The sequence below is a fragment of the Photorhabdus hindustanensis genome, from assembly GCF_002968995.1.
Classification (GTDB): domain Bacteria; phylum Pseudomonadota; class Gammaproteobacteria; order Enterobacterales; family Enterobacteriaceae; genus Photorhabdus; species Photorhabdus akhurstii.
Genome location: NZ_PUWT01000018.1, coordinates 131,700 through 147,741 on the forward strand (window position 1 = coordinate 131,700; position 16,042 = coordinate 147,741).

General features: G+C 43.3%; 14 protein-coding genes and 3 tRNA genes. 11 read left to right on the forward strand and 6 right to left on the reverse strand.

Annotated features, from left to right (window positions below; translation table 11 throughout):
- The first annotated feature begins 25 nt into the window (after positions 1-25).
- Positions 26-337 (forward strand): hypothetical protein, encoded by a 312-nt coding sequence (locus C6H66_RS27600; protein WP_181150160.1) that lies wholly within the window; start codon positions 26-28, stop codon positions 335-337.
- A gap of 132 nt (positions 338-469) precedes the next feature.
- Here the strand turns inward: C6H66_RS27600 and C6H66_RS07690 are convergent.
- The 3 genes from C6H66_RS07690 to C6H66_RS07700 all read right to left on the reverse strand — a co-directional run bounded on the left by C6H66_RS07690 (position 470) and on the right by C6H66_RS07700 (position 757).
- Positions 470-546 (reverse strand) — tRNA-Met (locus tag C6H66_RS07690).
- Between the two features lie 29 nt (positions 547-575).
- Positions 576-652, reverse strand: a tRNA-Met gene (locus C6H66_RS07695).
- 28 nt (positions 653-680) lie between these two features.
- Positions 681-757, reverse strand: a tRNA-Met gene (locus C6H66_RS07700).
- Positions 758-981: 224 nt separating this feature from the next.
- Here C6H66_RS07700 and mltA point away from each other — a divergent pair.
- Entirely contained in the window at positions 982-2,079 is a 1,098-nt protein-coding gene (gene mltA / locus C6H66_RS07705) for a murein transglycosylase A (RefSeq protein ID WP_105395266.1), read from the forward strand.
- 48 nt (positions 2,080-2,127) lie between these two features.
- A complete protein-coding gene (tcdA, locus tag C6H66_RS07710; protein WP_046396052.1) occupies positions 2,128-2,940 on the forward strand; it encodes a tRNA cyclic N6-threonylcarbamoyladenosine(37) synthase TcdA in 813 nt (270 codons plus the stop codon).
- Here tcdA and csdE read toward each other — a convergent pair.
- Positions 2,912-3,391, reverse strand: coding sequence for a cysteine desulfurase sulfur acceptor subunit CsdE (gene csdE / locus C6H66_RS07715; protein ID WP_105395267.1), 480 nt, complete (start codon positions 3,389-3,391; stop codon positions 2,912-2,914). The genes tcdA and csdE overlap by 29 nt on opposite strands.
- A gap of 4 nt (positions 3,392-3,395) precedes the next feature.
- Positions 3,396-4,634 (reverse strand): cysteine desulfurase CsdA, encoded by a 1,239-nt coding sequence (gene csdA, locus C6H66_RS07720; protein WP_105395289.1) that lies wholly within the window; start codon positions 4,632-4,634, stop codon positions 3,396-3,398.
- 556 nt (positions 4,635-5,190) lie between these two features.
- Here csdA and C6H66_RS07725 point away from each other — a divergent pair.
- From C6H66_RS07725 to C6H66_RS07760, 8 genes are all read left to right on the forward strand, one after another.
- Entirely contained in the window at positions 5,191-6,111 is a 921-nt protein-coding gene (locus C6H66_RS07725; RefSeq protein WP_046394375.1) for a transcriptional regulator GcvA, read from the forward strand.
- Between the two features lie 63 nt (positions 6,112-6,174).
- Complete coding sequence (locus C6H66_RS07730) at positions 6,175-6,570, forward strand: DUF423 domain-containing protein (protein ID WP_036781562.1); 396 nt, start codon at positions 6,175-6,177, stop codon at positions 6,568-6,570.
- Positions 6,563-7,663 carry a 23S rRNA (cytidine(2498)-2'-O)-methyltransferase RlmM gene (gene rlmM / locus C6H66_RS07735; RefSeq protein ID WP_105395268.1) on the forward strand — a complete coding sequence of 367 codons (1,101 nt, stop codon included), beginning with the start codon at positions 6,563-6,565 and terminating at the stop codon, positions 7,661-7,663. The genes C6H66_RS07730 and rlmM overlap by 8 nt, the downstream gene beginning before the upstream one ends.
- A gap of 1,099 nt (positions 7,664-8,762) precedes the next feature.
- Positions 8,763-10,223 carry a serralysin gene (gene prtA, locus C6H66_RS07740; protein WP_265340023.1) on the forward strand — a complete coding sequence of 487 codons (1,461 nt, stop codon included), beginning with the start codon at positions 8,763-8,765 and terminating at the stop codon, positions 10,221-10,223.
- Positions 10,224-10,276: 53 nt separating this feature from the next.
- Positions 10,277-10,681 (forward strand): protease inhibitor Inh/omp19 family protein, encoded by a 405-nt coding sequence (locus C6H66_RS07745; RefSeq protein WP_082300783.1) that lies wholly within the window; start codon positions 10,277-10,279, stop codon positions 10,679-10,681.
- Between the two features lie 62 nt (positions 10,682-10,743).
- The gene (locus C6H66_RS07750; RefSeq protein WP_046394372.1) at positions 10,744-12,474 is read left to right on the forward strand and encodes a type I secretion system permease/ATPase; all 1,731 of its coding nucleotides are present in this window, start codon (positions 10,744-10,746) and stop codon (positions 12,472-12,474) included.
- 76 nt (positions 12,475-12,550) lie between these two features.
- On the forward strand, positions 12,551-13,879 hold the full coding sequence (locus C6H66_RS07755; RefSeq protein WP_181150161.1) for an HlyD family type I secretion periplasmic adaptor subunit: 1,329 nt from the start codon (positions 12,551-12,553) through the stop codon (positions 13,877-13,879).
- 2 nt (positions 13,880-13,881) lie between these two features.
- On the forward strand, positions 13,882-15,255 hold the full coding sequence (locus C6H66_RS07760) for a TolC family outer membrane protein (RefSeq protein ID WP_105395270.1): 1,374 nt from the start codon (positions 13,882-13,884) through the stop codon (positions 15,253-15,255).
- Positions 15,256-15,270: 15 nt separating this feature from the next.
- On the opposite strand, the gene xni is transcribed toward C6H66_RS07760, so the two are convergent.
- On the reverse strand, positions 15,271-16,029 hold the full coding sequence (xni, locus tag C6H66_RS07765) for a flap endonuclease Xni (protein WP_036781543.1): 759 nt from the start codon (positions 16,027-16,029) through the stop codon (positions 15,271-15,273).
- Positions 16,030-16,042: the final 13 nt, after the last annotated feature.

A 16,042-nucleotide genomic window follows, 5' to 3' on the forward strand; every position in this document is an offset into this window, starting at 1 on the left:
CTCTTCCATTCACGCCAGTATTCACATGCTCTGGCTATGTCTGCGTTTTGCTTACGTTTGTCGCCGCCACAGAGCAGAAGAACTACAGTTAAGCCAGATTTGGCGTAATAGACCGATACCCCGGCCCTATGTCAATGCGCAGTTCCCAGACACCCTCGGACAAGGGTTTGTGATCGCCAAAGTTACCCAGTTCCATGCGCATAATGCGTCGGTCAATGGCAATTTGAGCCTTGGTGTCACGTATTTGTTCTCGCTATTCTTCAAAGACATCACGTCCGTTGTTGTCGATATAGTGTCGTATCTCATTCATAGCTTTGTTATCGTTTATAAACGATAATCTGTCAAGCCAGAAATGACTATATGTGGATATTTATCATTAAACTGAGAGCAGATACGATGACGAAAAAATTATCTAAAAGTCATTATGAAGTTGCTTTTGGGAGTTTATATGCTGAAACGCATAGAGAATTGGTTGCGGGGGCCGGATTTGAACCGACGACCTTCGGGTTATGAGCCCGACGAGCTACCAAGCTGCTCCACCCCGCGTCCGTTTTGATATTTTGAGTAGCGAAAATTGGTTGCGGGAGCCGGATTTGAACCGACGACCTTCGGGTTATGAGCCCGACGAGCTACCAAGCTGCTCCATCCCGCGTCCGTTTTATCGAACTACTTTATTGTGTTGGTTGCGGGGGCCGGATTTGAACCGACGACCTTCGGGTTATGAGCCCGACGAGCTACCAGGCTGCTCCACCCCGCGTCCGATGCGGGCACTATACTCGGGATAAGAGCCGTTGCAAGTTTTTTTTATTAAAAATTGTTTGTTTCGTTACTTTTTTGATGGGTTACTCTGCATGTTGGAGTTTTTTTATTCGTTTGTGTCGTTGTTTTGTTAAGTTATTTTTTTATGGTAGGTTTCATTATTTTTATTGGTTTGGTATGGTTTGCCGTTGGGTCATGTTGGCAAGTATAGAGAAGACAACAATGAAATACTGGGGTAAGTATCTGCTGTGTGGAACCGTGATTTCACTGTTAGTTGGATGTCATTCTCGCCCAACAGCACAGGGTCAACAATATAGAGATGGTCGTATCGCCCAGGATTTACGGCTGGTTAATCAACCCAATGCTCAGGGTAAGCCAGTTAATGCAAAGGATTTTTCAGAGCAGGTCGCTCTGATTAATCAGGTTGCTCCTCGTCTGTATAATCGTAATAGCTTAACTTTTGACGCTGTTCAAAACTGGATGTTAGCGGGTGGTGAAACCAGTAAGTTGAATCTGTTTAATTTACGCGCTTACCAGATGGAAGGTGTCGATAATTACGGTAACGTCCAATTTACCGGCTACTATACGCCAGTGTTGCAAGCTCGCCGCGTTAAACAGGGGGAGTTTAAATATCCTCTGTACCGGATGCCGCCTAAGAGTAAATATCGCTTACCAAGCCGAACCGAAATATATAATGGTGCTCTTAGCCCCAGTTTGATTATTGGTTATAGTCGTTCACTGATTGATAATTATATTATGGAGGTGCAGGGTAGTGGTTATGTCGATTTTGGTGATGGCGGGCCACTGACTTTTTTGGGTTATGCCGGTAAGAATGGGCATATTTACCGGAGCATTGGCAAGTTGCTGATTGAGCGTGGAGAAATCGCGCAAGAAGATATCTCTATACTAGCGATTCGTAAATGGACGGAATCTCACAGTGAGGCAGAAGTTCGTGCATTATTGGAGCAAAACCCATCATTTGTTTTCTTTAAACCTGAAAATTTTGCGCCGGTACGGGGGGCGAGTGGTGTTCCTTTAATTGCAAAAGCCTCTGTAGCTGCTGATAAAAGGCTTATTCCACCAGGAACAACGCTGTTGGTAGAGATTCCTTTGTTGGATAAAGAGGGTAAATTTACCGGTCAGTACCAAATGCGCCTGATGGTTGCGTTAGATGTTGGCGGCGCAATAAAAGGCCATCATTTCGATATCTATCATGGTATTGGCGATGTGGCAGGCATAAAAGCAGGTTTCTATAACCACTACGGTCGGGTTTGGGTGTTAAAAAAAGCGCGGCCTACCATGCTGATGGTAAGTCAGTGATTGCTATTCAAAAATTTTATAACAGGTTTTCAGGGTTGATATTCAGTAATGCAAACTTCTCTTTCTGATGCATATATGCAGCGCTTTGCCGGGACTGCCCGTTTATATGGACAAAAAGCGCTTTCTTTGTTTTGCTATTCTCATGTTTGTGTTGTGGGTATCGGTGGTGTGGGTTCTTGGGCGGCGGAGGCTCTGGCTCGTACAGGAATCGGTGCTATCACTTTGATTGATATGGATGATGTTTGTATCACTAATACCAACCGCCAATTACATGCTTTAAAACAGCATATTGGGCAACCAAAAACCGAAGTGATTGCCGAACGTATTCTGGCAATTAATCCAGAGTGCAAAGTGACTTGTGTTGATGATTTTCTCACACCCGATAATGTTGAAGAGATGATGGCTGCTGGATTCAGTTATGTGATTGATGCTATCGATAGTGTCAGGCCAAAAGCGGCTCTGTTGGCTTATTGCCGTCGCCATAAAATTCCGCTGGTGACAACCGGTGGCGCAGGTGGGCAACTTGATCCGACACAGATTCAGGTTGTTGATTTGGCAAAAACGGTTCAGGACCCTTTAGCGGCTAAACTGCGCGAAAGGCTGAAATCTGATTATCGTGTTGTGAAGAATGGTAAAGGTAAATTGGGTATTGATTGTGTGTTTTCAACTGAGCAATTGGTTTATCCGCAGAGTGATGGCTCTGTTTGCGCCGCGAAAAGTACCGCAGAGGGCACTAAGCGTATGGATTGTGCTTCTGGTTTTGGTGCCGCAACGATGGTCACGGCGACATTTGGGTTTGTTGCGGTTTCCCATGCCCTAAAAAAGATGGTAGCTAAGGCGCAACGTCAGGGTGATCTTTGATATAAGATTTTGCGGCGTTTTGCACGGTATTAATCAGCGACTTGACGCCATTCAACCGTGAGCCGCTTATCTGTTGTTCCAGCCCAAGTTGATGGAATAGCGCCAACAGGTTGGTTGCCAAAATTTGTTCCGGTGTTTTTCCTTCTACGGCAGTCAGGAGCACTGCTAGCAGACCTTTTACAATGCGGCCTTCGCTGTCGCCATAAAAATGCAAATGGCCATCTGGCAGTAATTGATACCCTAACCAAACCCGGTTTTCACAGCCGGACATTTCGGTATCTTGCTGTTTTAAGTTTTCAGGCAGTGCGGGCAGTTTCTTTGCCAGTAAGATTAACTGGCGATAATGATCTTCCCATTGGCGACATTGGTTAAAGGTTTCAATGAGCTGTTGTTGGCTGATTTCCCGGCCAAATGGGTGTGGTGCAATCCGGTTTTCAGCGGTTTGAGTCATAATGTCATTCATCCTGTAATAGAGAAAGGCCAAATTTTACTGCTTGAATTAAGGCATCGGCATCCTGCCGGTTGTTGTAAGGCATAAAGGAGGCGCGCAAACAGCCTCTGATACCTAAAGCTTCGATCAGTGGTTGGGCACAGTGCTGACCGGAGCGTAAGGCAATATTTTGTTCTGCCAGAATAGCTGCCAGATCACTGTGATGAATGTCGGTAAAATTAAAAGCCAATAAGCTAGAACCGGCAATACGATAGCTGATAAATCCGGGTAAAGCGGAGAGTTGTTCTTCGGTATAATCGGCAAGTGTGACCGCATGGGTTTCGGCTTTGGCAATATCAATATCTTTCAACCATTCCAGCGTGGCAGAAAAACCAATAATACCAGCAACATTCGGTGTGCCTGCTTCAAACCGGAAAGGCACCGCTTCTGGTATAAAATCGCTGAATGAAGTGTGGGAGAGCATTTTCCCGCCGCCTTGCCAGGGAGACATGGCATTAAGTAATTCACTTTTACCATAAAGTACACCAACGCCGTTCGCGCTATAGAGTTTGTGAGCAGAGAATGCGTAGAAATCGATATCTAATTGTTGGACATCAATGGGATTGTGAACAACGCCTTGTGCGCCATCGACAACGACCAGACAACCGTGTTGGCGTGCTATTTCTGTTATTGCAGCGAGATCAACTGTTCCGCCAGTCACGTTGGACATTTGGCTGATTGCTATCAGTCGACTATGTTTATTTATCAGTTCAGGCAGAATGTTGATATCAGGCACTTTACCATTGCCTAGAGGCCATTTAATAACCTTGGCGCCGGCTTGTTCTGCCAACATTAACCAAGGGATCAGGTTGGAATGATGTTCCTGTTCACTCACTATAATTTCATCACAAGGCTGGAGATGAGTACGGAAATAACTTTGAGCAACTAGATTGAGGGATTCCGTTGTTCCTTTTGTCCAGATAATATCTTCAGCTTGTGGGGCGTTGATGAGTTCGGCAACCTGTTGCCGGGCCTGTTCATAGCGGGATGTGATTTCCAGCGCTGCTTGGTGTTGGCTACGATGTACGGTAGCGCTACTGTTTTGATAATAATTTTGTGTTGCCTTTATCATGGCTTGTGGTTTGAGTGCGGTGGCGGCACTATCCAGAAATACTGTCTGTTTTTGTGTAGAAAATTGTTGTGATGGAAGCTGTTGTAGCGCTGGAAATTGCTGGCGGAACTGTTCTGGTTCGAACTTTTTCATAGATATATTAATTTTGTTTTGGTGGTGATGGTGCTTAACCATTTGTTTCTGGCTGAAAATGGATATACCTGTCATCTTTCAAGTTGCCTCTTTGTTGGCTGCACTCACTCACCCCGGTCACATAGTTATCTATGCTCCCGGGGATTCGCTCCCTTGCCGCCGCGATGCATCTTGAAATCCATAGGGTATAGGTTATTACATTGAATAATATTGCCATGTTCGAGTCTTTATGCCAAAAAAAAAGCACCGCAACTGCGGTGCATTAAAAAATCACTATGGACAGACAGGGTAAATGTACAGGAAGTGAAAAAAAAACAGTAGCTTAAGCTACAGGGTCTGGTTTCCCAGACAACTTGCAAACACAACATCACAACCACAAAGCCAAAAGTTTCATAGCGTTAAGCTGATTCACTTTTCGTTCCGGCTTAGGAAGTGGCGCCACTATAGGGATTTACTGGAGTATCCTCAATGGACAATTTATAATGATTCGGATTACAAAAACTAATAACTAAATATAAAGAGTTACCGGTATCGCCAACATTACATAAGGGCTCACATGTCCAAACGTTTACCACCACTTAATGCGTTGCGGGTTTTTGATGCCGCAGCGCGCCATTTAAGTTTTACTAAGGCGGCAGAAGAATTATTTGTGACTCAGGCCGCAGTTAGCCATCAGATGAAAAGTCTGGAGGATTTTCTTGGGTTGAAATTGTTTCGTCGTCGCAATCGCTCACTATTGTTGACTGAAGAAGGTCAAAGCTACTATTTGGACATTAAAGAGATATTCACGGCGATAAATGAAGCAACACGTAAACTTCAAGCCAGAAGTGCCAAAGGAGCTTTGACGGTTAGCCTCTCACCTAGCTTTGCTATCCAGTGGCTGGTTCCAAGGCTGTCCAGTTTTAATTTAGCGTATCCTGGCATTGATGTCAGAATACAGGCGGTAGACAGAGAAGAAGATAAACTTGCTGATGATGTTGATGTTGCCATATTTTATGGCCGTGGAAATTGGCCGGGGTTACGTACTGATCGTCTTTACGCAGAATACTTGCTTCCCGTTTGTTCTCCTTCGTTACTGACTGGAGATAATCCTTTGAAAACCCCCGCCGATTTGGCGCGTCATACGTTGTTACATGATTCTTCTCGTCGTGACTGGCAAGCGTATGTGCGCCAGCTTGATATGCAGCAGCAGATAAATGTTCAGCAAGGACCAATATTTAGCCACAGTGCAATGGTGATCCAAGCCGCTGTTCACGGGCAGGGTATTGCACTGGCGAATAATGTCATGGCTCGGACTGAAATTGATGCGGGGCGCTTAGTTTGCCCATTTAATGATGTGTTAGTGAGTAAGAATGCATTTTACCTTGTTTGTCATGATAGTCAGGCTGAATTGGGGAAAATTGCCGCATTCAGACAGTGGGTTTTGGCACAGGCAGCCAGTGAGCAGGAGAAATTGGGCTTTATTACCAATGAGTAAGAACGGAATAAGGCATTCGAGCTGTAATAGCTCTCAAAGAGAATATGAGAAAGGGAGATAACAGTGAATAGTCGTCTAATGCTTATCTTTGCTGGTTTCAGTGGTTTTTTCTATGTGGCATTTGGTGCTGTAGGGTCACATTTATTATCTCCGATGATGGAAAAATATCAGATAAGTTGGATTGATCTCGGTCTGCAATATCAGGGGATTCACACTCTGGCAATGATGGCGATGTCTGCCATGCTAATGCGTAAAGTTGTGCTCTGGTTTTACTGGAGTGGCGTCTTTTTTGCAGTAGGTATTTTGTTGTTTAGCGGCAGTCTCTATTGTATGGCCTTATTGCAGGTTAAATTTTTCACTTACATTACGCCAGTTGGAGGATTTAGCTTTCTTATCGGCTGGTTTTTAGTATTAATTGGCGCTTTGCGTCTAAGGAAATCGGCGCTTCGCCATGAATAAAATTGCTTTATATTGCCGCCCTGGTTTTGAAAAAGAGTGTGCAGCAGAAATCACTGATAAAGCGGGGCAAAAAGAGATTTACGGTTTTGCCCGGGTGAAAGATAACAGTGGCTATGTCCTGTTTGAGTGTTATCAACATGAAGATGCTGATCGGCTGATTCGTGAAATCCCATTTCGCGAGCTGATTTTTGCCCGTCAGATACTGGTTGTGGGTGAGTTATTGCGAGATTTGCCTCCTGAAGATCGGATAAGTCCGATTATTGGTATGCTGCATGGCGTCATTGAGCGTGCAGGCGAGTTACGGGTTGAGGTGCCTGATACTAATGAAAGTAAAGAATTATTAAAATTCTGCCGAAAATTTACTGTTCCGTTGCGTAATGCTATGCGGCAGGAAAAGATCTTGCTGATTCGGGAAAATGTTAACCGCCCGGTAATACACGTTTTCTTTATTGCTCCGGGTTGCTGTTATGTTGGTTATTCTTACAGTAACAATAACTCGCCATTTTATATGGGTATTCCTCGGTTGAAATTTCCTTCGGATGCGCCAAGTCGTTCAACATTAAAACTGGAAGAAGCGTTTCATGTTTTTATCCCATATGATGAATGGGAAGAGCGATTAGCTAGCGGTTTATATGCGGTTGATTTAGGTGCGTGTCCGGGGGGTTGGACTTACCAACTGGTGAAACGTAGTATGATGGTGCATGCGGTAGATAATGGCCTAATGTCGAAAAGTTTGATGGATACGGGGCAAGTTAAACATCACAAAGTTGATGGTTTTAAGTTTGAGCCTTCGACAAAAAACGTTTATTGGCTGGTATGCGACATGGTGGAAAAACCAGCAAAAGTGACGCAGTTAATGGCAGATTGGTTGGTTAATGGCTGGTGCCGGGAAGCCATTTTTAATCTTAAATTACCGATGAAAAAGCGTTATGAAGAAGTTGCTCATAATTTGCAGAAAATGAACTTGCAATTAAAAGAGGGTGGTGTAAATGCACAAATTCAGGCAAAACACCTTTATCATGACAGGGAAGAAATAACGGTGCATGTCCGTCGTATCTGGTCTGCTTATGCCGCTAGCCGGAATGATTACTAATTCACGGTTGTTCATCACTATATTTAGAATAAACCAATAAAATAAGAATTCCTAAAACGCCTCAGTTATATTCTGAGGCGTTTTTTTTCAATATTGAATGACATTTTTGCATTTTATCTCTCATTACTGTGTGGCTTAAAGTGAGTGTATTAGAAGGATTTAATCCATTTTTTCAGTTAAGAAAGTATCATATAATACGCTATTATGAGATGGTTATGGTTTAATGTGATAATGAACATTGTATGATTTATGTCTTAAAATTGTTGATTTTTTACTTGACTTAAGGTAAATAGCAAAACTAACATATTATTATAATCGTCTAATTAAATTGTGATTTAATGTTAGATAATTTAACGAAATAATTTTGTAAAATGAAAAATAATGAAAGAGATTGTCTTTTAATTAAAGTTTTAAGTGTGTAATTTAATTTTGATATTAAATTTACGTTTTAGATTTAATGTATTTTTTAATTAATTAGCTTTGTTGATAATATTATTGGATGTTGAAAAATTACGAATATAATTTAATTATATTGGGAAAAGTGCTTTAGAATAAAGTAAATATTAACTGCTCTGTGATATATGTTTTTTATTGATTTAATTAAGTTGCTATTAATTTGTTTAATAATATATAGGTGTTTACTGGTTTAGAGTCTTTCCATATATGTCATATCGTTCAATATTTCAGTCGAAGGTGGTAGATTATTCTGATTTTGCCTATTCATATAACGGCTTGGGATAATTGCTGATTAAAATTATCAGTAATAATGCTATAAATTTTTTAAAGTTTACTTCATGGATAGTTAAATAAATAGATAATTAATTCGTAAGAAAATACCGCTATGAAATTAGCGGTATTCTTTTCGCCTTAAATAGTTATGTTATATAAAACAATCGCTTATTTGTTTTATGTTATTTTTATCACGTTTATATTAAAAAAATATGTTAATTGCTTTTTACATAATTAACTTTAATGTTACGTTTATGTGAAAGGGATTTTAGTTGTTAATTTGTATGACCAGGGTCGGTCTGTGGTTTTCAGGTTTTATTGACTTGTATTTAATAAAATAAAAAGATTTTTATATCTAAGTCCTGAATTTATGGAGAAATATATGTCTTTAAAGAAGAAAATTTCATACTCGGAAGACAAAGACGTTAGTGGTTCAGAGAAGGCAAATGAGTTGCTGAAATGGTTACAGGCTTATATACCAGGTAAAGATTCTAATATTGTTGTTGAACATGAGCCCAGTAAAGATGCTGCTAAAGAATTAATCCGGGGTGATTATCGTTGGGGGCATAAGGACGACGATAAATCTAAAGCTTTCCCATTAAAGTATACTTTTCTGGAGAGTGAGCCGGATGATATGCCGTGGCATATTTCTAAATTTTCAGCATTTAATGAAGAACAAAGAGCTGCTGCGAAACTGTCAATACAATCTTGGGCTGATGTGGCTAATATCAATTTCGTTGAAACTACTGATGTCAAAGAGGCAAATATCACTTTTGGGTTCTTTGATGTTAGTTTGACGGGGAGTTATGCATTTGCTTATCTGCCAAAGCCAGAGAAGACGCAGTTAGGGACTTGGTATAACGCCAAAAGCCGTACTTTCTCAAACAATGATATTGATGTGAATGGCTATGGCCGTCAAACGTTTACTCATGAAATTGGCCATACTCTGGGGTTGCAACATCCGGCTGATTATAATGCGTCTGATAAGGTAAGCCCAACTTATAAGAACAGCGCTACTTATTTTGAAGATAGCCGTGCTTATACCGTCATGAGTTATTTCAGTGAGAAAAATACGGGTCAGGACTTTAAAGGTATTTATTCTTCTGCTCCATTACTTAACGATATTTCTGCCATTCAGGCGGTATATGGCGCGAATAATACAATCCGTGCTGATGACACAGTATATGGCTTTAATTCCAACACAGATCGTGACTTCTATACCGCAAAAGATGAGAACAGCAAACTGTTGTTCACCGCTTGGGATACTGGTGGCAATGATACGTTTGATTTCTCTGGTTTTACTCAGGATCAACGCATCAATCTGAATGAAGCCTCTTTCTCTGATGTCGGTGGACTGAAAGGTAACGTCTCTATTGCCCGTGGCGTCACGATTGAAAATGCGATTGGCGGCAGTGGTAATGATGTTTTGATCGGGAATGATGCCGCCAATACTCTGAAAGGTGGAGCGGGTGATGACATCATTTACGGTGGCTTGGGAGCGGATAATCTTTGGGGCGGGGAAGGCAAAGATACCTTTGTCTACCTGAGCGCCAAGGAATCACCGCCGCTTGAGCGTGATTGGATTCATGACTTTGTTTCAGGTGAAGACAAGATTGATGTGTCATTGTTCGATCTGGGTGAAGCCGGGAAGGGGGGCGTCAAGTTTGTAAGGGAATTCACGGGTGAAGTCGGAGAAGCGGTGCTTCGTTATAACACGGTTGATAAGGTGAATGATTTTGCCATTAATTTGGGCGGTAAATTTTCCTATGATGATTTTTGGGTGAAGATTGTCGGAGAGCCAATATTAGAGTCTGATTTCATTCTTGCATAACACAACAACACAACCGCATCTGATTTGGATGCGGTTATTCGTTTGGAGGCGGCATGGTTTTTGCAGCTTGGTATCTGAAATTTGCATTCTTTGTTGCTCTTGCATTCAGCATTATCGGAGGAAGTATGGCAAGTAGTCTTGATCTCCCACACGCCAGTGAATTGAAAGGCGTATGGCAACTGTCGGATAAACGTCAACAATGTGATGTGTCATTGACTGACCAACCCTTACCGGAGGGATCAATTTGGTCACTTAATGGTGATAACGATTGTTTGGCGTATATGTTTGGCGAAGTGCCTGCCGGTTGGCGGCCTACTCCTGATGGCCTCACAATTACTGATGAACAGGGTAGTGGTTTGGCTTTCTTTGCTAATGAGCCAGATGGCTGGTTTGCCCGCTTTGCCAGTGGTCGGGAATTAATGATGAAGCCCAATAAGACTAATAAGAAAAATGAATAATAAAGGGAATATTAACATCAGATAGTTATATTTTTAAAAAAATAAAAATAAGGAAATATAGTGTGAAATTACTGCTCCCGAAGGATGAAATTACTGATGTCATTCGTGCTCGTAGCCGGGTATTTTGGGCTATCGGGTTGTTCACTGCCTTTATTAACCTGCTGATGTTAGTTCCGTCTGTTTATATGTTGCAGGTTTATGACAGAGTATTGCCGTCGGGCAATGAAATCACTTTGCTGATGTTAACTCTGATTACCCTCGGCATGTTTGCCATGATGGGAATGCTGGAATATATCCGTAGCATGATTGTCATCCGCATTGGTAGTCAGCTTGATATGAAGCTGAATAACCGGGTTTATACCGCATCTTATGAATCAAATCTGAAAAATGGCACCACTGATGCAGGTCAGATGCTTAATGACTTGGCAAATATCCGCCAGTTTCTGACGGGTAACGCCTTGTTTGCCTTCTTTGACGCCCCTTGGTTTCCAATCTATCTGCTGGTCATTTTCCTTTTTAACCCTTGGCTTGGTCTGTTATCACTGGGAGGTGCGCTGGTATTGATTGCCTTGGCTGTGCTGAATCAGTGGTTATCAAGTCAGCCGTTATCCGAAGCCAGTAAACTTTCTCTACGTTCAGCGAGTCTTGCCAGCACCAATTTACGTAATGCCGAAGTCATAGAGGCGTTAGGTATGTTACCGGTGCTCCGCCGGAGATGGTTTGGATTACATGAGCGTTTCCTGGATTTCCAGCGCATTGCTAGTGAGCGGGCTTCAGTGATTAATTCAGTCACTAAAACAGTGCGTTTGGCCTTGCAGTCATTGATCCTTGGATTAGGGGGCTGGTTAGCGATTGGTGGGCATATTACGCCGGGCATGATGATTGCGGCTTCAATTTTGATGGGACGTGCACTTTCGCCGATTGAACAATTGATCCAAGCCTGGAAAGGCTGGAGTGGCGCTCGTTTGTCATGGCAACGGTTAACCAACTTGTTGGAACAACAACCGGAACGCAAACCGGGCATGTCATTGCCCGCGCCAAAAGGAAATTTGTCCGTGGATAAAGTTTCCGCAGCGCCTCCGGGAAGAAACAATAAGGTTGTGTTAGAGGATATTAGCTTTTCGTTGGATGCCGGTGATGTGATGGGATTAATTGGACCTAGTGCATCTGGGAAATCGACTCTTGCTCGATTACTAGTCGGAATATGGCCTGCACAGGAAGGGGTTGTTCGTCTGGATAATGCAGATATTTATCAGTGGAATAAAGATGAACTAGGCTCTTCAATCGGTTATTTACCACAGGATATTGAGTTATTTGGCGGCACGATCGCTGAAAATATTGCTCGTTTTAATGAAGTAGAACCAGAAAAGGTGGTACAGGCGGCAAAGAAAGCGGGCGTTCATGAGCTGATATTAGAACTTGATAAAGGCTATGACACCGTAATTGGTGCTGGAGGTGTTGGGTTATCTGGGGGGCAGAAACAGCGAATTGGCCTTGCGCGTGCACTATATGATGAGCCGTCATTGGTGGTGTTGGATGAACCTAATTCCAGCCTGGATGAGGCAGGAGAAAGAGCATTGAATGAGGCGATTTCTCAGCTTAAAGCGCAAGGAAAAACGGTGATTGTCATTACTCACCGTACCTCATTGTTATCACAGACAAACAAAATATTGTTACTGGTTCAGGGGAAAATGAAGATGTTCGGTTCATCTCAGCAGGTGATAGCCGCTTTATCACAAAGAAATAACAGTCAGGAACACTCTGCAACCAAAGCCGTCGCGCAGGCATCATAGGTAACAATAGGTAAATGTGCATTTAATTATAATAATATCAAATAGCTGAGACGGAGATTTCTGTCCGGGAGTGGATATGTCTGATCAGATTACGCCGGTAAGAGATGAAAAAGGATTATTGCCTTTGGAAGAAAGGCATTTTTTACGACTAGGATGGTTAGTGATTGGTGTGGGGATCTTGGGATTTCTCATTTGGGCAGCATTAGCGCCGTTGGATAAAGGGGTGGCGTCTTCGGGTGTGGTGGTTGTGGATGGTAATCGTAAAACAGTTCAGGCCCCGGCAAGCGGTATTATCAGCCAGATTAAGGTTGTTGAGGGAGAAACAATAAAAGCGGGTCAGACACTCGTCCAGCTCAGTCAGGTACAGGCAAAGGCACAGGTCGATGCGATTCAGGATCAACTGTATACCACGTTGGCAACGGAAGCCCGTTTATTAGCCGAGCAGCATGGTGATGAAGTGTTAATTTTCCCCGACATATTACAGCAATTACAATCTGAACCGCGGGTGAATGAGATAACCGAACTGCAAAAACAACTTTTTAAATCACGCCGTGAAGTATTGAGAAGCGACCTGGAAGGGCTTGAGCAGTCCGTCGAAGGAATAAATTTTCAAATTAAAGGGCTGAAATCTTCCCTTCTCAGTAAGCGCATGCAGCAGGGGGCGCTTAAGGAGCAGATAACAAATCTAAAATCTTTAGCGGATGAGGGCTATTTTCCGCGTAATCGTTATCTGGAACTTCTGCGTGAACAGGCTGAACTAAACAGCAGCACGGCGGAAATGGCAGGACGAGCGGGTCAGCTTGAAAAACAGTTACAGGAAACACAACAGCGTATTATTCAGCGCAAAGCAGACTATCAGCGGGAAGTGCGTACGCAATTAGCGGAGGTGCAGGTTTCCGCCAGTGAATATAGAAATAAGTTGGATACCGCACAGTTTGAACTGACTCATACCTCAATTGTCGCGCCGGTTGACGGTACTGTTGTGGGGTTGAATGTTTTTACCCAAGGTGGGGTTGTTGCCCCCGGCGAAAAACTGATGGAAATTCTGCCGACCCAAGTGGCGCTTGAAGTGGACGCTCGTGTGGCGGTTAATTTGGCGGATAAGATTAGTAAAGGGTTTGATGTGGACCTGATGTTCACCGCTTTTAACCAGAATCGTACGCCAAAGGTTGAAGGTAAAGTCGCGATGGTTTCCGCGGATAGGTTGGTCGATCCAGTAACCAGTCAACCTTATTATCATATGAAAGTGGTTGTCTCTCCTGAGGGAATGGAAAAATTAAAAGGGTTGGATATCAGGCCAGGGATGCCGGTTGAGGTGTTTGTCAAAACGGGTTCCCGCTCTCTGTTAAGTTATCTGTTTAAGCCATTGTGGGATCGGGCTTCAACATCGTTGATAGAGGAGTGATTATGAAATTGAATAATGCTTCTTTATCCATTGGTTTGCTGATTCTTTTTAGCGTCAGTTTGTTCTCTTTTCCTACATGGGCATTGAGTTTGACGGAAGCCTATGCGCTGGCGTTAGAAAATGATCCCACTTTTCTCGCTGCCGTGAAAGAGCGGGAAGGCGGTGAAGAGTATGAAAAGCTCGGCAGGGCAGAACTGTTCCCTAAGGTAATGATGTCTTATCAGAATTCACCACGGAATTGGCAACATATGGAGTCTGTTGGCTATGACTTCTGGGGCAGGAAAACAACTAGCAGCCGGGATCGCCAATATAACAGTTATAACGCGGCTATTGTGTTGACACAGCCATTGATCGATTTTGAGATATGGGCTCGTTATAAAGCCAGCCAGGCTCACACTTTGATGAGCAATGAGCGTTTTCGGGCAGATTTTCAGCAACTGGCTGTTCGGGTCGTGAATGCTTACGTAGATGTGGCTTATGCACAGGATCAAATCGATTTAGTGATAAGCCAGAAAATGGCTTATGAAAAGCAACTGGAACTGAATAAGAAATTGTTTACTTCTGGTGAAGGGACACGTACTGATGTGGTGGAAACGCAATCCCGTTACAGTCAGGCGATTGCCGATGAGATAGCCGCCAAAGACGATTTGGATGCGGCGATCCGAAGTTTACAGCTCATTGTGGGTGTTCCTCTCCCTATTGATTTGCCTGTGCAACGGCTATCAGATAAAAAGCGTTTTCAGATATTGAGGTTGTTGCCTGAGCGTTATGAGGAGTGGGAAAAATTGGCATTGGCTAACAACCCGGTTTTGGCTGCTTCTCGTCAGGAAGTGCAAGCCGCGTACCATGAAGTGCAGCGTAACCGGGCAGGCTATTTACCCAAGCTGGAGTTCTACGCTTCCCATTCTGAAAACGAATCCAGTAGCGATAATACCATAGATCAAAAATATCGAACCGATACCATTGGCTTGCGGATGAGCATGAATATCTATAATGGTGGCGCGACGTCTGCTTCTGTACGTCAGGCGGCGGCCAATTATGGCAGAACTAAATATGATCTTGACGCTCAGGCCGGAGAAATCCTCAATGCATTACGTCGCAATTATAATCAGTACTTAAATAGTGAAAAACGGATTAGTGCTTATGAGATGGCGGTTGAATCAGCTAGCTTGCAGGTAGACGCGACCAGTAAAAGTGTTGCGCTTGGACAGCGGGTCAATGTGGATGTCTTGAATGCTGAACAGCAGTTATATACCGCTCGACGTGATCTCTCACAAGCAAAATATAATTATATTAAGTCTTGGATCGGCCTGCTTAATGAGGCCGGAGAATTAAAAGGCGAACATCTGGATAAGATAGCTAAGTATTTTCGTTAGGTTGAAGTATTTCCGTTAGGTTAATGTTGTCAGCCGGAGTTGTTGCAGATTACCATTTAAAGCTAGATCGGTACGTAATGATGCAACTTCCCGGCTGATAAACGCCATTTCTTTATTGGATTCTAGTTTATTGCGCCATTTATCGGGTTGTTGGTCGAGGTTCTGGAACAGATTATCCAGTGTACCGGCCTGTTGCAGTAAAGTGGCGGCGGTTTTCGGCCCGATCCCCTGAATCCCCGGAATTTTACTGCTGCTTATCCCCGCCAGACCCCAATAATCAGGTAGTTGTTCTGGTAAAACGCCAAACTCTTGCTGAACAAATGGCATATCCAACCAGCGTTTTTGAAAGTAGTCACGGATACGGATATTGGGTGAAAGTAGCTGGCAATACCCTTTATCAGTAGAAACAATTGTCACGTTGTGACCAGCAGAAGTCACTTTTACCGCCAGTGTCGCTGCCAGATCGTCAGCTTCGTGTCCCTCGGCATGCCAGCAGGCGACCCCTTGTTGCTCAAATGATGCTCTTATTTGTGGCATTTCTTGTTGCAGATTGTCAGGCATGGGCGAACGGCCGGCTTTGTAGTCAGGTAATATCTGATGACGCCAACTGTGACTGCGATTCTCTTCATCGAATACTGCGACGGCATGTGTGGGATGAGTATGTTGGATAAGCTGCCTTAGCGCATGTTCACAGGCAGGAATGCATGGACTGCCCTGCACAGCATGAATGCGTCGGATAAGGTTAAGAGCATCAACAATAAGAAGGTGTATCATATGGAATCACTTT